The organism is Streptomyces sp. JL2001 (assembly GCF_050917515.1).
Lineage (GTDB): Bacteria > Actinomycetota > Actinomycetes > Streptomycetales > Streptomycetaceae > Streptomyces.
This window is the reverse complement of the sequence record NZ_CP169421.1, coordinates 910,026-930,526: the sequence shown is the minus strand read 5'-3', so window position 1 is coordinate 930,526 and position 20,501 is coordinate 910,026. Positions and strand designations below refer to the sequence as shown.

Here is a 20,501-nt window from a genome sequence, read left to right as displayed (position 1 = left end):
GGGGGAGATGTCCCCCGGAAGTGGATCACTGCCACGCTCCGGGGTGATCACGCGGCGCGCCGTGTTCCGGTGAGCGGGCCGACCGGTGTTCATGGAGGGGTGAGTACCACGAGCACCGCGCCGATACTGACCTCGATCCCCCTGCCCGTCGTGTGCGACCCGGGCGCGGACACCGCGCCCGGCGTCATAGCCGTCCAGTCCTGCACGAGCATCGGTGCCACCGGCCTGCGGGTCCGGCTGGCCGGAGAGGTCGACCACCACAGCTGTGCGCCGCTGCGGGCGATACTGGCCTCCGCCGCCGGGACCGGGGTCAGGGAACTGGTCCTGGACGTCGCCCGGGTGACGTTCTGCGACTCGGGCCTCCTCGCCGTCCTGGACCAGTGGACGGGGATGGGCGGGCGTTACCGCCTCGACGAGCCGCCCGAGGTCGTCCTGCGCCTGCTGCGGCTGGCGGCGGGCACGCTGCGGCCCCCGCCGCACCCCCGGCGACGGACCGCCGGGAGCTGATCGGCGGTCCCGGGACGGGACGACCGGCGGGCGGCGGCAGGTGATGCCGCCGCCCGCCGGTCCCCGCACGTGGCCCGGGGGCGTCACTTCAGGTACGGCCCGGCGGACCCGATCCGTCCGGGGCCGTTCAGCACGTACACCCGGAGGTTGCCCTTGCCGGGGGCCGCGACCGTCAGCTTCCCGTCGGTGACGACCCGGACGTCGCCGGTGACGGCGTCGGTGTAGGTGCCGTTCGGGATGCCGGTGTACGAGGCGCCGCCGGTCACCGTCACGAGCGCGAAGCTGTCCGTCGTGCCGCTGGTGTACCGCCGCTTGAAGGCCATCGAGCCGCTGATGCCCTCGGTGGAGTACTGCCCCGTCTGGAGGGCGGGGACCGCACGGCGGATCTGGTTGAGCCGCTGGACGTGCTGGACGAGGGGCTGGGCGAGTGTCTGCGCGACCGCGCCGCTCGCGGACTCGACCGCCGAGAAGCCGGAGGCCTTCACGGAGCCGGCGAGATGGTCGCCGAAGTAGGCCCGGCCCGTGGTCGCCAGCGGGCAGCTGGGGCCGCAGTCGATCTTCTTGCCCTTCTGGAACTCGATCTCGGAGCCGTAGTACAGCGTGGGGATGCCGCGGAAGGTCCACATCAGCGACATGTTCTCGGCCCAGGCGTCGGTCCCGCCGGCGTAGCGCTCGCTGCTCTTGTTCGGGCCGTAGTCGTGGCTGTCGACGTACACGACGTTGTAGGTGGCGTCGTTGTAACTGTCGTCGGAGTCCTTGCCGTTGCCGAAGGCGTTCTGGGCGTCACCGAAGTTCATGTGCATGCGCATGTCGATCACGTTCATGCCGGAGAACCTGCTGTGGTCGGGCTCGTGGTAGCTGTTTCCGTTCAGGAAGGCGTTGTTCGACGTCGGCTGGCCGGCCGGGCCGAGCTGCTGCTCGTAGTCGTACATCTCGAGCGCCGCCTTCGCGTCGTCGAGGTCGTACTCCTTGCGCTCCTTCCACGTGTAGAACTGCGCGGAGTGGTTGACCGAACCGCGGTTCCACTTGTCGTTGACGAAGGCGGCCACCTCACCGAAGACGAAGAAGTTCCGCGCCGCCTCCGCGCCGAACCGCTGGGTGACGCGCTCCTGGATCGCGGGCAGGAAGCGGCGGTTCCACGTCGTGCGGGGGATGTGGACGGCGGTGTCGACCCGGAACCCGTCCACCCCCATGTCGATGTACTTGTCGTAGGCGCCGATCAGGTGGTTCTGCACGGCCGGGGACTCGGTGTCGAAGTCCGCCAGATCCTCGTGCAGCCAGCACGAACGGGAGTCCTCTCCCTCCCAGTTGCCGATCCAGCAGGTGTGGTACAGCGACGACGGGAACATGCCGGACGTCGGGCTGGGCCACTGGCAGTTGTAGATCCGGTAGCCCTCGGGCGAGGTGTTCGCGGTGGGCTTGCCCCAGTTCACGCAGGTGTTGCCGGACGGCTCTGCCGTCGACCACAGGTCGCCGGTATAGTACGACTTGCCGGACTTGGGCTCGACGGTCAGACCGTCGTACTCGAACGAGGCGTTGGGCTCGTCGTAGTACCAGCTCCACTGGCTGTCGCGGACGCCGTACACCTTCGGGGTGAACAGGCCCTTGGCGCCCCAGCGGGAGGAGTGGTTGTAGACGACGTCCTGGTAGATCTTCATGCCCTTGGCGTGGGCGGCGTCGATCAGGTCCTGGTAGGAGGCGCCGGCCGACTCCAGCCGGGCGTCGACCTTGTAGAAGTCGTACCCGTGGTACCCGTGGTAGTCGTAGTCGGAGCGGTTGAGCACCACCGGGGTGATCCACACGGCGGAGAAGCCGAGCGCCTTGATGTAGTCGAGCTTCTCCACCAGGCCCTTGAAGTCGCCGCGGAACATGGGGTCGCCGTTCGCGGCGTTGCCCGACTTCGTGTGCTGGCTGCCGCCACGGTTGTTGGACGTGTCGCCGTCGTGGAAGCGGGCGGTCAGCACGAAGTAGATCGGGTCCTTGCGCGGGTCGGTGCCCAGCGGGCGGCCCGTCCCGGGGACGGGCGGCTTCGTGCCGGTGGTGGCCTGGACGGCGGTGGAGGCGGCCGAGACGTTTCCGGCCGCGTCGCGTGCCCTGACGGTGTAGGTGTACGTGGTCCGCTCGGCCAGGTTCGTGTCGGAGTGCACGGTGGAGCCGACGTCGACCACGACGGTGCCGGCGGTCCCGCCGGTCCGGGTCACCTGATATCCCGTCACCGCCCGGTCGTCCGTGGCCGGTTGCCAGGTCAGCAGGACGGAGGTGCCGTCGGCGCTCGCGGTGGGTCCGGCGGGCGGCGTGGGCGCCTGGGTGTCGGGGACCTCGGCGGCGCAGGGGTTCGCGGCGTCGCGCGTGACGACCCGGTCCCTGACCGTGGTGGTGCCGGCCGGCAGGGCGTAGTCGGCACCGTTGTTGTTGTCCCAGACGCCGTTGCCGTTGTTGAAGGCGGCCTTCATCGTGGTGGCGGTGCCGAGGTCGACGGTCCGCTTCCACCAGCCGGCGCAGGCCGCTTCCATGCCGATGCCCGGGGCGGTGGTCCAGGCCCCGCCGGCCGGGGCGTAGTACAGGTTGGCGGTGGTCCAGCTGAGCGCGGCGGTGGAGTAGTAGACGGTGGCCTGGTGGCCGGGGCCGGTGGGCCCGCCCGGCTCGTCGGCGCAGGGGTCGGAGTGGGCCACCGCGCCGTCCTTGACGGTGACCGTGCCGGTGCCCAGGTCGTAGTTGCGGCCGCCGTTGTTGTCCCAGGTGCCGGTGCCGTTGTTGAAGGTGGCCTGCAGCCCCTGGGCGCTGCCGAGGGAGACGGTCTTCTTGACCCAGTCCGTGCAGGCCGCCTCCATCGCCGTGCCGGGGACGGTGGTCCACGCGCCGCCGTCCGGGGCGTAGTGCAGGTTGTAGGCGGCCCAGTTCTTCGTCTTCGTGTAGTAGAAGACCGTCGCCGTCGTCGCCGTCGTGGCCTCGGCGGCCACGGGGGCGCCGGCCAGGTCGGCCGGGCCGGTCGGCGGGACGGCCGAGAGCAGTCCGAGGAGGCAGGCGGCGGCCACGGCCGCGGCCGGGGCCCGTCCGAACCGCCGGAAGGGAGTACGTCGCATGCGTCTCTTCTCCGGAACAGGCCGCGACGGGGGCCGCGGCAGGTGATGAGCCCCGTTTCGCTCCCGTCCGCCGAGGGCCGGGAACGCCAAAGAACGGCCGCCCAGTGGCTGAAACATCCCTCAGCAACTTGCAGCAACCTCTTGCGAGTCGGGAAGTTACCCGTGCATGACATTGGCGTAAAGCCTTCGGTGCACGATTCGGCGAACGATGTTCCGTGACGGGCCGTCCGACGCCGGAGCGGCCGCGCCGAGGTGCCCGACCCCGCGCCGCGGCGCACCATGAAGGCATGGACGGATCCCTGCGGGAGATCAGCGCTCCCGGGCGTGTGGCGGACCCCCACGAGGGCATCAGCGCCTCCGAACTCGCCCTCGCCACCCGGAACCACGGGCTGCCCCTGGAAGCACTGCACTACGACCTCACCCCGCCCGGCCTGCACTACGTCCTGGTCCACTACGACATCCCCGTGCTGGACGCGGACGCGTGGCGGCTCACCCTCGGCGGCCTGGTCCGCAGCCGGCTCACCCTGGACCTGGCGGACCTGCGCGCCCTGCCGGCCGTCACGCACCGGGTCACGATGGAGTGCGCGGGCAACGGCCGGGCCCGGCTCCAGCCCCGACCCGTCAGCCAGCCGTGGCTGGTGGAGGCCGTCGGCACCGCCGAATGGACCGGTGTCCCCCTGCGCCTCCTGCTGGACGAGGCCGGCATCGCACCGGGGGCCGTCGAGGCGGTCTTCACCGGGGCCGACCACGGCGTCGAGCGCGGTGTCGAGCAGGACTACCGCCGCAGCCTGCCGCTGGACGTCGCCCGCGGGACCCGGCCGGAGGTCCTCGTGGCGTACGCGATGAACGGCGCCCCGCTGCCCCCGCAGCACGGCCACCCCGTCCGGCTGGTCGTCCCCGGCTGGTACGGCATGGCTCACGTCAAATGGCTGCGGGACATCACCCTCGTCGACACCCCCTTCACCGGGTTCCAGCAGGCCGTCTCCTACCGCTACCGGCAGACGCCGGACGAACCGGGGGAGCCGGTCGACACGATCGCGCCCCGCGCGCTGATGATCCCGCCGGGCTTCCCCGACTTCATGTCCCGCACCCGCGTCGTCCGGCCGGGACCCGTCCGCCTGGCGGGCCGGGCCTGGTCCGGGCGCGGGCCCGTCACACGCGTCGAGGTCAGCGTGGACGGCGGCGCCTTCTGGACCGAGGCGGAACTGGTCCGCGAGACCGCCCACCCCTGGGCCTGGTCCGGCTGGCACGCCACGTGGGAGGCGACTCCCGGGCTGCGCCACCTGACCGTCCGCGCCACCGACGCCGAGGGGAACACCCAGCCGCTGACGGAACCGTGGAACCGCGGCGGCTTCGGCAACAACCTGGTCCAGCGCGTCGAGGTGCTCTGCGCCCCTGAGGGGACGTGAACCGGGCGAGCCCCGTTCACGTCCCCTCAGCCGTCCGCCGCGCGCCGGGCGGCGCCTTTCGGAGAGGCCGGTGTCAGCCGTCCGCCGGACGGTAGACGGTCAGCGCCCGCGGCAGCTTGTCGATCAGCATGCTCGACGGGGCGGGCACGACCTCGCCGTCACAGGCCATGAAGGTGCCCTCCGGCAGCCCGGTGATCCTGAGCCGGTGCGGCCGCGCGGCGGCGTACACACGGGTCCTGGCCAGGCCACCCGCGAGCGCCGTGGCCAGCAGCCGGGTCCGGGCGAACCGCCCGCCGTCGGCGACGCGGACGTCCAGGACCCCGTCGGCCATCTCCTTGCGGCGCACCGGGGCGACGCCGATGCTGCGGTACGCGCCGTTGCCGGCGAACAGCAGCCACATCGACCGCTGCCTGCCGTTGACCCTGGCACGCAGCGGGCGGGACGAGCGCAGTATCCGGGCAGCGCCGAGAACGGCCGCGGCCGTGCCGCCGATCCGGGGCGACCACCGCTCGCGGAGCCGCACCAACTCGGGATAGATGCCGAGGCTGAAGGTGTTGAGGAAGTACGCCGGGGCACCGTCCTGGGCCAGGGTGAGCGCCGACGACAGCCTGCGCACCCGCCCGATGTCCGCCTGGACGGCCTCGCCCGCGGCCAGCGCCGCGCAACCGTCCGCGAGCGTCTCCACCCCCAGGTCCGCGGCGAAGTGGTTGAAGGTGCCGCCGGGCAGGACGAGCAGCGGCACGCCGTGCCGCAACGCCGGTGTCACGGCCGCGTTGACCGTCCCGTCCCCGCCGCACACGCCCAGGGCGCCGCCCCGCTCGGCGGCCTCCGCGGCGGCGCGGTCCAGCACCTCCGGCAGCGGGCCCACCGACGCGTCGTAGCGGATCACCTCGGCCTTCGGCAGGAGGTTCTCGATCTGCCGGGCCGGCTCGACCAGCTGGGGCGCGGAGCCGGACGAGGGGTTGACGACGACGACCAGCCCCTCGCCCTCCGGCAGCGCCGGAGCCTCCACCCGGGGCCTGGCCGGCGGCGGCCGACGGGTCCGGGAGGGCGAGGGCCCCCGCAGGACCGTGGCCGCCCCCATCCCGAGCAGCGCGCCCACCACGACGTCGCTCGGGTAGTGCACACCGGTGTACACACGGGAGAAGGCGACCGAACCCGCCACCGGCAGCAGCACGGCGCCCCAGCCCCGGGACTCCAGCGCGGCGCCCATCGTGAAGGCGGCGGCCGAGGCGGAATGCCCCGAGGGGAAGGAGCTGGTGATCGGCCGGCGCGACAGGTGCCGCACCACCGGCACCACGTCGATCATGGGCCGCTCCCGCCGTACGGCGCCCTTGGCGAGTGTGTTGACGGTCGCCGAGGCCACGGCCAGCGAGGCGACCGCGCGGACCGCCGCCCGCCGGCCCCGCACCCCGCCGACGGCCCACATCCCGGCGCCGATGCCGAACCAGAGGAGTCCGTGGTTGGCGCTCGTGCTCAGCCGGGGCAGTACCCGGTCGGCGCCCGGCCAGGACCGCCGGGCCACCTGCTCGAACAGCCTGCGGTCCACCAGGCCCAGCGCATCGCGCAGGCGCCCGATCTTCGTCTCGTTCATCACGGCCTCCTACCCCGAGTCTCGGTCCACAGTCCGCGTCCGGCGCGTCCGGCGCGCGGTCGGCCGGCACGGAGCGGTGCCCTCGAGGGCAGCGCGCCGGGCCGCCGCCGGGCGGCATAGAGTCGTCCCCGGTACGGGGCCCCGCCGCCTCCCGCGCACGGGACCCCGCCGCCGCACGAACCGCCGACCGAATCCCCACGAGGAGCACTCCGTGACCCACCCGGCGCCCATTGCCCTGCAGCAGCAGATCGCCCGGGAACTCGAGGTTTCCGAGACCTTCGACCCGAGCGCCGAGATCGAGCGCCGGGTCGCCTTCCTCGCCGAGCGCCTCACCTCCACGGGGCTGCGCGGCCTCGTCCTCGGGATCAGCGGCGGCGTCGACTCCACGACGGCCGGGCGGCTGTGCCAGCTCGCGGTGGAGCGGGTGCGGGCCGCGGGACACGAGGCCGCCTTCTACGCCATGCGGCTGCCCTACGGCGTGCAGGCCGACGAGAAGGACGCCCAGCTCGCCCTCGGGTTCATCGAGGCCGACCACGTCCTGACCGTCGACGTGAAGCCCGCCGCCGACGCGTCGCTCGCCGCCGCCCTGGACGGCGGAGTGACCTTCCGGGACGCCCACCACCAGGACTTCGTCCAGGGCAACATCAAGGCCCGGCAGCGGATGATCGCCCAGTACGCCGTCGCGGGCGCGCACGACGGCCTGGTCGTCGGCACGGACCACGCGGCCGAGGCGGTCTCCGGCTTCTTCACCAAGTTCGGTGACGGCGCGGCCGACGTCGTCCCGCTGACCGGGCTGACCAAGCGGCGGGTGCGCGCCGTCGCCGACGTCCTGGGCGCCCCCTCCGAGCTGGTGTGGAAGACGCCGACCGCCGACCTGGAGACCCTCGACCCGGGCAAGCCCGACGAGGACGCCCTCGGGGTCACCTACGACGACATCGACGACTTCCTGGAGGGCAAGCCGGTGAGCGAGGCCGCGTTCGCCGCCATCGTCCGCCGCTACGAGCTGACCGACCACAAGCGCCGGCTGCCCCTCGCGCCCTGAGGGTGACGGGCCGGGCCCATCCGGACGTCTGCGCGTGGCACGCCCGCGCCCACCGGTGAGCATGGTGACGCCGGGGGATCGCCCCCTGCTCACCGGTGGAAGGAACGACGGCATGTTCGGACGGACGAAGGCGTTCAGCGGGTTCTCCGTGAACGACCTGGGCGAGGCCCGGCGGTTCTACGGCGACACGCTCGGCCTCCAGGTCGAGGAGACCGGCGAGGGGGACATGCGGATGCTCACCCTCACCCTCGGCAGCGGGGCCCGGGTCTTCGTCTACCCGAAGGACGACCACACGCCGGCCGGCTTCACGATCCTCAACTTCCCCGTCGACGACATCGACGCGGCCGTCGCGGAGCTGGAGCGCCGCGGCGTGACCTTCGAGCGGTACCCCGGCTTCGAGGCGGACGACAAGGGTGTCGTGCGGGACGAGCGCGGTCCGGCGATCGCCTGGTTCACCGACCCGGCCGGGAACGTCCTCTCCGTCCTCCAGGAGCACTGAGGCCCGACGGCACGTCGGGTCCGGGGCGGGCCGAGGGCGGTCCGGGCGGGCGCCCTCCCCGGGCGACGTGGTCAGGCGCGGCGGACCACGATGTCGCCGACGCCGGTGCGGGCCCGTACCTCCACGGTCCCGTCGGCGCCCTCCGGGCCCGCCGCCTCGTCGAGCAGGCTCTCCACGCTGCCGAACCGGGAGTTCAGGTCGAGCCAGGCGGCGGTCGCCGCGCGCACCCCGATGTCGAGGTCCCCGGCCGAGGTGTGCAGCGCGACGGTGCCGCGCGCCACCTCGCCGACCCGGATGCCGCCGGTGGCGGTCCTGGCCTCGACGCCGGCGTGCGCGACCCCGATGCGGATCCCGCCGTTGGCGGACTTCGCCTCGACCTCGCCGTGCGCGACGCCCACCGTGATGGGGCCGTTGGAGGACGTCACCCGCAGGTCGCCGCCGACCTCGGCGATCAGGGTCTCGCCGTTGGCGTTCTTCACGGTCGCCGTCCCGGTGACCTCGCCGACGTCGATCCGGCCGTTCCCGGCGACCTGGGCGTCGCCCGTCGCCCGGTCCAGCCCGACCGTGCCCAGACTGGTCCGCAGCTGGACCGCGGCCGCCTGCTCGACCTGGACGTCGCCGACCGAGGTCTTCAGGTCGCAGTCCCCGAGCGGCCCCTGGCAGAGGAAGTCGGCCATCGGCGCCTCACCGTGCAGCCGGGAGCCGGCGGGCAACTCGACGGTGAGGGCGATGGACCCGCTCCGGCCGAAGACGGACCGCTTCCGGGGTCCCTTGACCAGCAGTCGGCCGTTCGAGCAGCTGACCTTGGTCTGCTGGGCGGCCTTCACGTCGGCGTCCTCGGCGGGGTCCGCCGGCAGGACCTCGACGACCGTGTCGGTGCGCTTGCTCGCGATGATCCGCGCCGTGCCGATGTCGAACTCGACGGTGGCGGAGAGGGGTTCGGGGGTGTCGAAAGAAGGCATGGCTGTCCCGTCCTCGTGGCACTCGTGGGTGTTCCCGCCGGTGGGGCGGGTGAAGGTGTGGGTGGGGAGGACCGCCACGGGGAGCACGCGCGCCTCCCGTGACGTCCCGGGGTGAGCTCTGGGTCATGTCCTCGAAGTGGCGCCGCGAGCTGGGGGCGCCTCCCGGGCGAAGCCCAGGGGGAGGGGCTTCGAAGACACGCCCCAGGGCGTGTTGCGAAAGTACCGGCGTCCGCCCGAAGGGCGGGCCTCGCGGCGTCTGGTGCGTGCGATCGCAAGACGGAGGGTCGCCCTCGTACTGGGCGTACTCGGACGATCCGACAACGCAGCGTGGGGGCCCCTCCCGTGCCCGACGGGCTACGGGGGAGTGCGTGCCAGGCGTCGCGAGGCAGGCGGGACTTTCGCAACACGCCCTAGCGGGCCCACCCGGTGTAGCTGCGGCCGCCGCGGGGGCGGGTGGTGCGGGCGGCGGATCGCGGCGCCTCGCCCGTTTCGAGGGCGCCGGCCACGGCGCGGACGAGCCAGGCGTTGACCGAGAGGCCCTCCTGCCCGGCGGCCTCCTCGATCCTGGTCTTGAGGGGGGCCGGGAGGCGGAAGTTGATCCGTGCGGTGCCGGCGTCGTCGCCGTCGGCCGCCACCTGCGCGGCCGCGGCCGCGCGGGCCGCCCCCGCCGCGCCGGCCGTCCGGTCCGCCATCGTGTCCTCGTACGCCTCGGGCGCCGGAGGCGGCGTCACCACGAACTCGGGGTCGAGCCCCCGCAGTCGTACGTCGACCGACCCCGGTGCCAGCTCGCTGGTGATCTCGTCCATGGCGGCGGACAGCGCGTTGAGCAGGGTCAGCCGGGCGGCCGACTCCAGCGGCGCGGTGAGCCGCTCGGCGAGCGCGCGGGCGTCGTCGCCGCCCGCGGCCGCGGCGACCGCGAGTTCGTGACGGAGGTTGTCGACATACGGCATCAAGTCCATGACGCCATATTGGCACCATCGTGGCGCCATGGCAAGAGTGTCGTGGCGTCATTCGGCGCCATGCTCGTGGGTGGGGGGCGACGACAGCGCGCGGGACCGCTTGTAAGGGGGGAATGACCGCGCCTCCCGACGACTGCCTCGCGCGCGACGAGTGGATCCGCGGAGCCTATCCGTCCGCGCGGAGCGAGGATTCGGCCCATCTGAACGAACAGGTCGACAGCCGGCGCCGGTCGCCCGAGGACGTCGCCCGCGCCTACCCGAACGCGAAGAACCTCCTCCGAGCCGACCGCCCGGACCGACCGTACGGGCCGTCCGTACGGGCCGTCCGTACGGGCCGACCGCACGTCCCGCCGGCTCCGCGTCCGACCGGGTGTCACAGCCGTTCCGGCATGGCTCGTTTCCGCCCGGGCTCGTGGACACGGCCGCCGCGGGGCTGTTGAGCTGGGGCGATGAACCGCACCTTCGCCGCCCGTCCCCGGAGCGCCGTGCGCGCGAGCGCCGTCGTCCTCGCCCTCCTGCTCGCCGGACCGACGGCCTGCGCGGACCCCGCCCCTGCCGACGGCGCCCCCGCGCCGGCCGCCTCCGCCACCGCCTCCGCCACCGACGCGAGCCCGCCGGGCTCCGCCGCGCCCGCCGCGGAGCTCGCCGCCGAGCTGCGCCGTCTGGAGTCCGCCCGCGGAGTGCGCATCGGCGCCTACGCGTACGACCCGGCGAGCGGTCGCACCCTCTCCTACCGCGCGGACGAGAGCTTCCCCGTCCTGTCCACCTTCAAGGCCTTCGTGGCCGCCGCCGTCCTCGACAGGGCCCGCCGGGTCTCCCCGGGGCTGCTGGAGCGGACGGTGTACTGGACGGCGCGCGACGAGGTGAGCGGCTCGGCCACCACGCAGGGCAGGGGGACGGCCGGCATGACCGTGACGGAACTCTGCCACGCGGCCGTCACACGCAGCGACAACACCGCGGGCAACCTCCTGCTGAAGGAGATCGGCGGCCCGTCCGGCCTCACCCGCTACCACCGGACGCTCGGCGACCCGGTCACCCGGCTGGACCGCTGGGAGCCCGAACTCAACGACTGGCACCCCGGGGAGCGGCGCGACACCACCACGCCGGCCGCCGCCGGCCGCGCCCTCGAACGGGTGGCCCTCGGCCCCGCCCTGGTGCCCGACGACCGGGCACGGCTGAACGACTGGCTGCGCGCCACCGTCACCGGCTCCGAGCGGATCAGGGCCGGCATGCCCGAGGGGTGGGTCGTCGGCGACAAGACGGGGACCAGCGGTGCGTACGGCGGCGCGCACGACATCGCCGTGGTGCGCCCCGGCTCCGGCTCACCCGTCGTCCTCGCGATCCTCACCCGCCGGACGACCGCCGCCGCCCCGTCGGACAGCGTCGCCGTCGCCCGTACCGCCGCAGCCCTGGTCCGCGGGCTCGGCCTGACGTCCTGACGGTGGCCTGGAGGCTCAGGAACTCGTTCGGCAGCCGCTCGCGCGCCACGGGGTCCACCGCGCCGAAGGGCTCGTCCATCAGCAGGACGGGTGCATCGGCGGCCCGGGCCCGGGCCCGGGCCCTCCCGACCTCCCCGCTGCGCCCCCGCCCCCGCCCTGTGATCCACTGGGCAGGCGGGGGAACACGGCACGGGGGCGCCAGGAACAGGAGCAGCATTGACCAGTTACCGCCAGCCCGGCCTCGTCCTCACCGACCGCCGCTTCTCCGTCCCGCTCGACCACGCCGATCCCGGCGGCGAGCAGATCGAGATCTTCGCCCGCGAGGCCGTCGCCTGCGGCCGGAGCGGCGCGGACCTGCCGTGGCTGCTGTACCTGGAAGGCGGCCCCGGCTTCGGCGCCCGGCGCTTCGTCGGCGCCGGCGGACAGTCCTGGCTCGGCCGGGCCGTCCAGGAGTTCCGCGTGCTCCTCCTCGACCAGCGCGGCACCGGGAACTCCACTCCCGCCAACCGCCAGACCCTGCCGCTGCGAGGCACCCCCCGGCAGCAGGCCGCGTACCTCGCGCACTTCCGGGCCGACTCCATCGTCAAGGACTGCGAGGTGATCCGTAAGCGACTCACCGGCGGCGCCCGCTGGACCGTCCTCGGCCAGAGCTTCGGCGGCTTCTGCGCCACCCACTACCTCAGCACCGCCCCCGCCGGTCTGCACACCGTCCTCATCACCGGCGGGCTCCCGTCCCTGGACGCCGGCGCCGACGAGGTCTACCGGGCCGCCTACCCGCGGATCACCCGCAAGGTCGAAGCCCACTACGCCCGCTACCCGCAGGACGTCGAACGCGCCCGCCGGATCGCCGCCCACCTGCTGGAACGCCCCGCCGCACTGCCCGGCGGCGGGACGCTGACCGCGGAGTCCTTCCAGTCCCTCGGCATCCTCCTCGGCAGCGGCGAGGGCACCCACCAGCTCCACCTCCTGCTGGAGGACGCCTTCGTCCCGACCGTCGACGGGCCCGCCCTGTCGGACGCCTTCCTGGAGAACGTGCAGGCCGTCCTGTCGTACGCCGGTCATCCGCTGTACGCCGTGCTCCACGAGGCGATCTACGCCCAGGGGCGGGGCCCCACCGGCTGGGCGGCCCAGCGGATCCGCGCCGAGTTCCCCCGCTTCGACGCCGCGAAGACCCTGGCGGGCGACGAGCCGCTGCTCTTCACCGGCGAGACCGTCCACCCCTGGCACTTCGAGACCGACCCGGCCCTGCGCCCGCTGCGCGAGACCGCCGCGATCCTCGCCGAACGCACCGACTGGCCCGCGCTCTACGACGCCGAACAGCTCGCCGCCAACGAGGTGCCGGTGGCCGCCGCCGTCTACCACGACGACATGTACGTGGACACCGAGCACGCGCTGCGGACGGCCCGCGCGATCCGGGGGCTCAGGACCTGGGTGACCGACGAGTTCGAGCACGACGGAGTCCGGGCCGGCGGGCCGCGCGTCCTGGACCGCCTGCTGGCCCTCGCCCGGGACGAGATCTGATCGCCCGGGGGCGATTGCGGGGAAGGGCCCGGGGATAGGATTCACGGCGCAATCAGTCAGCAATGCCGGGCGCGTGCGCGGGGGGCCGGGATGGCACAGGGCGGGGTTCCGGCGTCGGGCCGGGAGCTGAAGTTCCGCGCGCTCATGGCCGAACTGCGGCGCGGCATCCTCGACGGCACCTGGCCCCCCGGCAGCAAGCTGCCCACGGAACGCGCGCTGGCGGCCGAGACCGGGCTCTCCGTGACCACCGTCCGCCGCGCCTACGAGGACCTCGTCGCCCTGGGGCTGGTCGAACGGCGCCAGGGCGCCGGCACCTTCGCGGCCCACCGCCCGGAATCCGGCCCGGCCGGCCGCCGGGTCGTCGGCGTCCTCGTCCCCGACACCGCGTTCTACTACCCGCGCGTCCTCCAGGGCATCGAGAAGGAGCTGGCCGCGGCCGGTGCCCGGCTCGTCCTGGCCTGCTCGCACTACGACCCCGCCGAGGAGGACGCCGCCGTCGAGAGGCTCCTCTCCGACGGCGTCCACGGACTGCTCCTCGTCCCGACCCTGCACACCGCCACCGATCCGGGCCGGCGGGCGGAGGAGCTCCTCGCCCTGCCCGTCCCGGCGGTCCTCGTCGAACGGCGGCTCGCCGCGTACGGTCCCGGCGACCCCACCGAGCACGTCTGCACCGACCACGAGGGCGGCGCCTACGACGCCGTGCGTCACCTGCGGTCGCTCGGGCACCGGAAGCTCGCCCTCCTGGTGCGCTCCGACGCGCCGACCACAGCGCCCATCGAGTCCGGATTCGCCCGCGCGACCGCGGACTTCGCCCTCCCCGAACCGCCCGTCGTCCGGGACGGGCACCACGACTGGACCCCGGAGCGGGCCGACCGGGCCGTCGCCGGCCTGCGCGCCGCGGGGGTCACCGCGGCCCTCTGCTTCGGCGACCGGGAGGCCTCCCTCGTCCTCGGCGCGGCCCGCCGGGCCGGGCTGCGCGTCCCCCAGGACCTCGCCCTGATCAGCTACGACAACGAGTTCGCGGACGTCGCCGAGACACCGCTGACCGCCGTGTCGCCACCGAAGTTCCAGGTCGGGCGGCTCGCGGCGCAGATCCTGCTGCGCCGTCTGACCGACGGGGACGCCTCCCCGCTGCACCAGGTCCAGCTGCGGCCCCGGCTCGTGGTGCGGGCCTCCTGCGGCGGAGCTCGCGTGCAAAAGTCCAAGCAGTGAGCACGGATTGCTCATTGTTCGCTCCTCACGGCGACGGATAGAACTCGGTCCGGACCACCCCCCAGGAGAGGACCCGGACATGACCACGCACGTCACCGCGGAGATCGCCAGCCAGCCGGACTGCTGGCGCCGCGCCGCAGAGGCGGCCTCCGGACACGCCGCCGTACTGCCCCGGCGGGGCGAGCGGATCGCGGTCGTCGGCTGCGGCACCTCGTACTTCATCGCCCGTGCGTACGCGGCCCTGCGGGAGTCCCTCGGCGAGGGCGAGACCGATGCCTTCCCGGCCTCCGACGAGACACCGCTCGGCCGCGGGTACGACAGGATCGTCGCCCTCACCCGCTCCGGCACGACGACCGAGGTGGCCTCCCTGCTCGCCCGTGCCGCCGGCCGGATCCCGACCCTCGTCCTGACCGGGGTGGCCGACAGCCGTGCCGCCCACCAGGCGGACCGGGTGATCGATCTCGGTTTCGCCGACGAACGCTCCGTCGTGCAGACCCGGTTCGCCACCACGGCCCTCCAACTGCTGCGCGCGGGGCTGGGGGTGGACCTCGACCCCTCCATCGTGGACGCCGAACTCGCCCTGTACGAACCGCTGCCGACGGCGTGGGAGCGCCGCGGCCAGTTCACCTTCCTCGGCACCGGCTGGACCGTCGGGCTCGCCGACGAGGCCGCCCTCAAGCTGCGCGAGGTGGCCCGCGTGTGGACGGAGTCCTACGCGGCGATGGAGTACCGGCACGGCCCGATCAGCGTCAGCGACCGGGCCAGCCTGGTGTGCTGCCTCGGCCCCGCGCCGGCCGGGCTGCGGGACGAGGTGGAGACGACGGGAGCGCTGTTCGCCGCCGACGCCATCGACCCGGTGGCCGCCCTGGTACGGGCCCAGCGCCTCGCCGTCACGCTGGCGGCCCGACGCGGGCTCAACCCGGACCGGCCCCGCCACGTGTCCCGCTCGGTGATCCTGGCCGGTTCGCTCCGCTCGGTCTGAGCCCGCGCCGCCCCGCCGAACGGTTCGGGGCGCGCCCGGCCGTGGCCTTCGAGCGGTTCCCTCGCTAATCTGACGCTCCGTCAGTCGATGGGGGTGCGCGGTGATCGACACACTCGACCGGGAGATCCCGGAGGGGGAGGAGCGGCTCTCCCTCCGGGTCGAGGACGGGATCGCCGTTCTGACGCTGTGCCGTCCCGAGAAGCTCAACGGCTGGAGCTGGGAGGCCAGTCGCCAGCTGGGCGTCCTCGCCGACCGCATCCGCTTCGACGAGCGTGTGCGGGTCGTGCTGGTGCGCGCCGAGGGCCGGGCGTTCTGTGCCGGGATCGACGTCACGGCCCCGGGCGGCGCGATCACGGGGCGGTCGGCGGCCGAACGGACCCAGCGCTATGCCGAGGGCATCCGCTGGGTCCACGAGCGCTTCGCCGTGTTCGCCCGGCTACCCCAGCCGGTCCTCGCCGCCGTGCAGGGGTACTGCCTGGGCTTCGGCTTCGAGCTGGCCCTGATGGCGGACGTGCGCATCGCCGCCGACGACGCCGTCTTCGCCCTGCCCGAGGCGGGGATCGGGGTGTCCGTCGACGCGGGCGGCGACCTGCGGATCGCCCGCGACGCCGGTGCGGGCTGGGCCAAGTACCTGGCTCTCACCGGCCGCCGGATCGACGCCGCCACCGCCGAGAGACTGGGCCTCGTGCAGCTCGTCACCCCGCCCGGCGACCTGGAGGAGGCCGCGCGCGACACGGCCCGGGAGATCGCCGCCGCCGCGCCGCTCGCCGTCCGCGCGATCAAGCGGAACGTCGACGCCTTCGCGGATCAGGGCCTGGCCGCCGCCCTCGACCGCACCGCGCTCGCGGCGGCGCTCACCCTCACCTCGGAGGACGCCCGCGAGGGGTACGCGGCGAAGGCCGCGCGCCGGCCCCCGAGGTTCGAGGGGTACTAGGGACTGTTGTGAAAGTCGAGTTTCACCAGGGTGCGGGAGGGCGAGGCCGTCAGCGGTGGCCCAGCACATTGACCACCCGTCCGCTGGGATCGCGGACGAAGAACCGCCGCACGCCCCACTCCTCGTCCTGCAAGGGGTGCACGATCTCCGCACCGCTCTCCCGCATGACCGCATAAGCCGCATCCACGTCGTCCACCTCGACGCTCATGTCGGGGGTGACAGGCGCGGTCTTGTCACTGGTCATGACGCTGATCTGCGCTGCCGGGATGGACGGGGAGGCGAGCGTCATGATCCAGCCGTGGTTCATCACCTCCTCGAAGCCCAGCAGGCCATAGAACTCCCGGCTCTCCTGCGCCGCCTCCGACTGGATGTTGGGCACGACACGGCGAACGGTCATCGATGCGCCTCCAAGTGAGAACAAACGTGTCTCTGTGTCTCCCCAGGAGTACTACGCCACGTCCACCGCCGCACACGCTTTCGCAACACGCCCCTAAGGGCTGTCCCGTCATCCGCGGTGGGTTGGCGCACGGCGTCGGATGCGGTGCATCGCAAGGCGGAGGGTCGTCCTCATACTGGGCGTATTCGGGCGATCCGACAACGGAGCGTGGGGCCCCCGGCCGAAGGCTGGGGGAGTCCCGTAGCCGGCGTCGTGCGCCCGCCGGGGAATGCCGGGACAGCCCTCAGGTCCTGTCCCGGGCGTTCCTCTCGGGCCCGCGAAGATCGCCCGCACAGGACCCAGGTCCTGTCCCGGTGGTGTGTCTCACGCAGCCTTCCGGTCCCGCGGCGCTGCCTTCCGGGCAGGCCCGTGCCGCCTCACATCTGCGGTGACGGCTTGAGGATCGCGAAGGGGGCGCCGAAGGGGTCGGCCAGCCACGCGATGCGGCCCACGTCCGGGATGTCCGCCGCGGGCATCAGCACCGACCCGCCGTGCCCCGTCGACCTGGCGACGATCTCGTCCGCGTCGTCGACGGCGAAGTACGGGATCCAGCGCGCCTCGTGCCCGCCCTCCTGCAGCGGTGCCACCCCGCCGAACGAGGCGTCCTGCTGGTCGCCCTCCGCCGTGGAGAGCACCCGGTAGGTCATCCCGGGCGCGTCCATCTCCTGCGAGCGCCAGCCGAACAGCCGGCCGTAGAAGTCCAGGGCGACCTGCGGGTCGCCGACGTGCAGCTCGGCCCAGACCAGGCTGTGGGTGTCCGAGGTCTGCTCCAGGCCCTTGACGGCCCCCGGCTGCCAGACGGCGAACTCGGCGCCGCCCGGGTCGGTCAGGCAGGCCATCTGCCCCGCCTCCATGACGTCGAACGCCTCGACCCGCACGGTCCCGCCGGCGTCCTTCGCCGCCTCCGCCGTGGCCTTGGCGTCAGGCGTCTGGAAGTAGATCGTCCAGGCCGAGGTCGCGCCGTCCTCCGTGAGCGGGCCGATCGCGGCGACCGTCCGGCCGTTCCGCCTGAAGAAGCCGTAGCCGCCGGCGTCGGGCCCCGCCGACTCGAACTCCCAGCCGAGGACGCCGCCGTAGTACGTGGCGGCGGCGGCGACGTCCGGGCTGCCGAGGTCGAGCCAGCTGGGTGATCCCGTCGTGAAGTCCGTACCGAGCATCTGGTGCGCCCTGCCTTTCCGCTGCTGTGGGGTCGTCCGGCCACCATGGCCGATCCTCGCCCCCGGACCCGGCCCGCGCAGCCGCACACGGACCGGTTCATCCGCCTGGCCCAGTGCCGCGCCGCACACCGGGGGCGGCCGGCGCGAGTTCGACCCCCCCGGGGGGTGGCCCGCCCGGTCCTCGGTCAGGGCCGGAACGGCCCGCGCCCCAACTGGTCGCGCACCGGCACGACGGGATCGTTGACCAGCGCCCTGCGCTGCCAGTTCGCCCCGTCCACGACCAGCGTGTGCCCGCTGACGAAGCGGGCGTACGGGGAGGCCAGGAAGGTCGCCGCCCAGCCCAGCTCGCGGGGCCGGCCCACCCGCAGGGCGGGCTGCCGTGCGTCCGGGTCGCCGGCCCGCGCGAGCGTGCCGCGGATGTCGGTCGTCATGTCCTCGTGCGGCATCAGGCCGGGGACCAGGCCGTTCACCCGGATCCCGTACGGCCCCCATTCGACGGCCAGGGTCTCCACCAGGTTCTTCACGCCGGCCTTCGCCGCCGCGGAGGCGGCGAAGCCGGGGCCGCCCGTCCAGGCGTAGGAGGCGCCCACGTTGACCACCGAGCCGGGGGTGCCGGCCGCCAGGTGCCGCCGGGCGAACTCCCGGGTGGCGAACCAGGTCCCGGTGAGCGTGACGTCCACGACGGCGCGCCAGCCGTTCGGTGACAACTCCTCGGCCGGGACGGGGAAGTTGGCGGCGGCGTTGTTCACCAGGACCTCGGGCCGGGAGCCGAGGCCGGCCTCGCAGGCGTCGAAGGCGGCGGCGACGCGCTCCGGATCGCGGATGTCCCCGACCGCGGTCGCCACCGGTGTGCCGCACTCCTCCGCGAGTTCCCGCCGTGCCGCGTCCAGGCGCGCGGCCGTCCGGCCGACGAGCATCAACGCCGCTCCCAGCCGGCCGAACTCGGCGGCGATCGCCCTGCCGAGTCCGGACCCGCCCCCGGTGACCAGGACCACCGTCCCGTCGTACGTACCCGCCGGCAGCGCGCTGGCGCCGAGCGGGGGAGGGGCGGGCAGTCCGGGCGGGGGCGTGGCTTGGCTCGTCATGCCGCATCGATAGCGCGCCGGGCGCGAGAACTGAAGGGCGGTCAGCCGATCGAAGCCGGCCGCGCCGGTCCTGCCAGGGCGACCGCCCGGTCCAGATCGGTCAGCAGCAGGTCCGTGTTGACCGCCACGCCGGCCCGGTAGCCGCCGCTCGCCGCGTTCACCACCTGTTCGGCGAGGCCGATCGCGTTGCCCGCCGCCCAGACGCCGGGCACGCTCGTCCGGCCGGTCTCGTCCACCGTCACCAGAGGCCCGAGCGGTGTCGGACGCGTGGCCGCGCCGAGCGCCGTCAGCAGTCCGTCCCGGGGCACCATCCGCGTACCCGCGAAGAGCACGGACCGGGCGACGGTCCGGCCGTCGGCCATCCGCACGCCCGTCAGCCGGTCGCCCTCGATCACGAGGCCGGCCACCTCGCCCGTGACGACCTCGATGCCGGCCGCGGCGACCCTCGCCCGCTGGTCCTCGGGGAGCGCCGCCGTCGTGTGCAGGAACAGGGTGACGTCCGCGGACCACTGGGAGACGATCAGGGCCTGGTGCGCGCCCATCACCGGATGGGCGATGACGCCGAAGTCCCGGCCGCGGACCTCCCAGCCGTGGCAGTACGGGCAGTGCAGCACGTCCCGCCCCCAGCGGGCGCCGAGCCCGGCGATGTCCGGGAGTTCGTCCACCAGCCCGGTCGTGACCACCAAGCGCCGCGCGCCCGCCGTCCGGCCGTCGGCGAGCCGCACGAGGAAGCCGTCGTCCCCGTCCGGGAGCACCTCGGTCACCTCGCCGGTGGTCAGGCCGACCCCGTAGGCGGCGATCTCCCGCCGTCCGGCCGCGAGGAAGTCCGCCGGGTTCATCCCGTCCCGGGACAGGTACCCCTGCATGTGGGCCGCCGGGGCGTTGCGCGGCTCGCCCGCGTCGACGACCAGGGTCCGGCGCCGCGACCTGCCCAGGACCAGGGCGGCGCTGAGCCCCGCCGCGCCGCCGCCGACCACCACCACGTCGTACCGCTCGTTCGTGTCCATGCCCCGAGGCTCCCTCCGAGTCCGCCGGCTTGACAAACTTTCTTGCTGTTTCTGCAATGGAGGCATGACCGAGGACGAACGCATCGACGAGGTGCTGAACGAAGTGGGGCCGCGGCTGCGCCGCATCCGGCGCGAGCGCGGGGCGACCCTGGGGGATCTCTCCGCCTCCACCGGGATCTCCGTGAGCACCCTCTCCCGCCTGGAGTCCGGGCAGCGCCGGCCGAGCCTGGAGCTGCTGCTGCCCATCGCACGCGCCCACCAGGTCGCGCTCGACGAGCTGGTCGGCGCGCCGCCCGTGGGCGATCCCCGGGTTCGCGCCAAGCCGATCGTGCGCCACGGGCGCACCATGCTGCCGCTGACCCGCCAGCCCGGCGGCCTCCAGGCGTACAAGGTGGTGCAGGAGAAGGCCGAGCCGGTCGACGCGAGGGTCCACGAGGGCTACGAGTGGCTCTACGTCCTGTCGGGGAAGCTGCGCCTCGTGCTGGGCGGGCACGACGTGGTGCTCGCGGCGGGTGAGGCCGCCGAGTTCGACACCCGCGTGCCGCACTGGTTCGGGCCCACGCCGGACGGGCCGGTGGAGTTCCTGAGCCTGTTCGGGCCGCAGGGGGAGCGCATGCACGTGCGGGCGCGCCCGAAGAAGTCCTGAGTCCACGGTTCCGTCAACACAAGCGAC

The 20,501-nt window shown here is 73.8% G+C and carries 18 protein-coding genes and 2 pseudogenes; 11 read left to right on the top strand and 9 right to left on the bottom strand.

Going from position 1 to position 20,501, the window contains the following annotated elements:
* Positions 1-99: 99 nt before the first annotated feature.
* Positions 100-507, top strand: coding sequence for an STAS domain-containing protein (locus ACE1OA_RS04115; protein WP_356601758.1), 408 nt, complete (start codon positions 100-102; stop codon positions 505-507).
* Positions 508-590: 83 nt separating this feature from the next.
* Here ACE1OA_RS04115 and ACE1OA_RS04110 read toward each other — a convergent pair whose 3' ends face one another.
* Entirely contained in the window at positions 591-3,590 is a 3,000-nt protein-coding gene (locus ACE1OA_RS04110) for a carbohydrate binding domain-containing protein (protein WP_432752280.1), read from the bottom strand.
* Between the two features lie 287 nt (positions 3,591-3,877).
* Here ACE1OA_RS04110 and ACE1OA_RS04105 point away from each other — a divergent pair, with 287 nt between their 5' ends.
* A complete protein-coding gene (locus ACE1OA_RS04105) occupies positions 3,878-4,999 on the top strand; it encodes a sulfite oxidase (protein ID WP_432752279.1) in 1,122 nt (373 codons plus the stop codon).
* Between the two features lie 73 nt (positions 5,000-5,072).
* Here the strand turns inward: ACE1OA_RS04105 and ACE1OA_RS04100 are convergent, their stop codons facing one another.
* Positions 5,073-6,593: a bifunctional phosphatase PAP2/diacylglycerol kinase family protein gene (locus ACE1OA_RS04100; protein ID WP_356601763.1), complete on the bottom strand. Its 1,521-nt coding sequence runs from the start codon at positions 6,591-6,593 to the stop codon at positions 5,073-5,075.
* Between the two features lie 211 nt (positions 6,594-6,804).
* On the opposite strand from ACE1OA_RS04100, the gene nadE reads away from it, so the two are divergent.
* Positions 6,805-7,635, top strand: a complete 831-nt coding sequence (nadE, locus tag ACE1OA_RS04095; RefSeq protein ID WP_384874406.1) for an ammonia-dependent NAD(+) synthetase — start codon at positions 6,805-6,807, stop codon at positions 7,633-7,635.
* 112 nt (positions 7,636-7,747) lie between these two features.
* A complete protein-coding gene (locus tag ACE1OA_RS04090; RefSeq protein ID WP_386545632.1) occupies positions 7,748-8,134 on the top strand; it encodes a VOC family protein in 387 nt (128 codons plus the stop codon).
* Between the two features lie 71 nt (positions 8,135-8,205).
* Here ACE1OA_RS04090 and ACE1OA_RS04085 read toward each other — a convergent pair whose 3' ends face one another.
* A complete protein-coding gene (locus tag ACE1OA_RS04085; protein WP_384874400.1) occupies positions 8,206-9,096 on the bottom strand; it encodes a DUF4097 family beta strand repeat-containing protein in 891 nt (296 codons plus the stop codon).
* A gap of 410 nt (positions 9,097-9,506) precedes the next feature.
* Positions 9,507-10,055, bottom strand: coding sequence for a hypothetical protein (locus ACE1OA_RS04080; protein WP_386545636.1), 549 nt, complete (start codon positions 10,053-10,055; stop codon positions 9,507-9,509).
* Positions 10,056-10,168: 113 nt separating this feature from the next.
* Here ACE1OA_RS04080 and ACE1OA_RS04075 point away from each other — a divergent pair.
* Both ACE1OA_RS04075 and bla read left to right on the top strand, forming a co-directional pair.
* Positions 10,169-10,243, top strand: a pseudogene (locus ACE1OA_RS04075) (ABC transporter permease); the annotation flags it as partial.
* A 261-nt stretch (positions 10,244-10,504) separates the two neighbouring features.
* A complete protein-coding gene (gene bla, locus ACE1OA_RS04070; RefSeq protein ID WP_384874394.1) occupies positions 10,505-11,494 on the top strand; it encodes a class A beta-lactamase in 990 nt (329 codons plus the stop codon).
* On the opposite strand, the pseudogene ACE1OA_RS04065 reads toward bla, so the two are convergent.
* A pseudogene (locus ACE1OA_RS04065) lies at positions 11,490-11,609 on the bottom strand (ABC transporter ATP-binding protein); the annotation flags it as partial. The gene bla and the pseudogene ACE1OA_RS04065 sit on opposite strands and share 5 nt — an antisense overlap.
* Positions 11,610-11,710: 101 nt before the next feature.
* On the opposite strand from ACE1OA_RS04065, the gene ACE1OA_RS04060 reads away from it, so the two are divergent.
* From ACE1OA_RS04060 to ACE1OA_RS04045, 4 genes are all read left to right on the top strand, one after another.
* A complete protein-coding gene (locus tag ACE1OA_RS04060) occupies positions 11,711-13,015 on the top strand; it encodes an alpha/beta fold hydrolase (protein WP_356774228.1) in 1,305 nt (434 codons plus the stop codon).
* A 90-nt stretch (positions 13,016-13,105) separates the two neighbouring features.
* Positions 13,106-14,227, top strand: a complete 1,122-nt coding sequence (locus ACE1OA_RS04055) for a substrate-binding domain-containing protein (protein WP_384874391.1) — start codon at positions 13,106-13,108, stop codon at positions 14,225-14,227.
* A gap of 79 nt (positions 14,228-14,306) precedes the next feature.
* The gene (locus ACE1OA_RS04050) at positions 14,307-15,209 is read left to right on the top strand and encodes an SIS domain-containing protein (protein ID WP_356601778.1); all 903 of its coding nucleotides are present in this window, start codon (positions 14,307-14,309) and stop codon (positions 15,207-15,209) included.
* Between the two features lie 100 nt (positions 15,210-15,309).
* Entirely contained in the window at positions 15,310-16,143 is an 834-nt protein-coding gene (locus ACE1OA_RS04045; RefSeq protein ID WP_432752278.1) for an enoyl-CoA hydratase/isomerase family protein, read from the top strand.
* A 49-nt stretch (positions 16,144-16,192) separates the two neighbouring features.
* Here the strand turns inward: ACE1OA_RS04045 and ACE1OA_RS04040 are convergent, their stop codons facing one another.
* From ACE1OA_RS04040 to ACE1OA_RS04025, 4 genes are all read right to left on the bottom strand, one after another.
* A complete protein-coding gene (locus tag ACE1OA_RS04040; protein WP_356601782.1) occupies positions 16,193-16,540 on the bottom strand; it encodes a VOC family protein in 348 nt (115 codons plus the stop codon).
* Between the two features lie 416 nt (positions 16,541-16,956).
* Positions 16,957-17,736 (bottom strand): VOC family protein, encoded by a 780-nt coding sequence (locus tag ACE1OA_RS04035; RefSeq protein ID WP_356601784.1) that lies wholly within the window; start codon positions 17,734-17,736, stop codon positions 16,957-16,959.
* Between the two features lie 185 nt (positions 17,737-17,921).
* Positions 17,922-18,821 (bottom strand): SDR family oxidoreductase, encoded by a 900-nt coding sequence (locus ACE1OA_RS04030; RefSeq protein ID WP_356774239.1) that lies wholly within the window; start codon positions 18,819-18,821, stop codon positions 17,922-17,924.
* 41 nt (positions 18,822-18,862) lie between these two features.
* The gene (locus ACE1OA_RS04025; protein WP_432752277.1) at positions 18,863-19,828 is read right to left on the bottom strand and encodes an NAD(P)/FAD-dependent oxidoreductase; all 966 of its coding nucleotides are present in this window, start codon (positions 19,826-19,828) and stop codon (positions 18,863-18,865) included.
* 64 nt (positions 19,829-19,892) lie between these two features.
* Between ACE1OA_RS04025 and ACE1OA_RS04020 the strand changes: the two genes are divergently transcribed.
* Complete coding sequence (locus tag ACE1OA_RS04020; protein ID WP_147976438.1) at positions 19,893-20,474, top strand: helix-turn-helix domain-containing protein; 582 nt, start codon at positions 19,893-19,895, stop codon at positions 20,472-20,474.
* Positions 20,475-20,501: the final 27 nt, after the last annotated feature.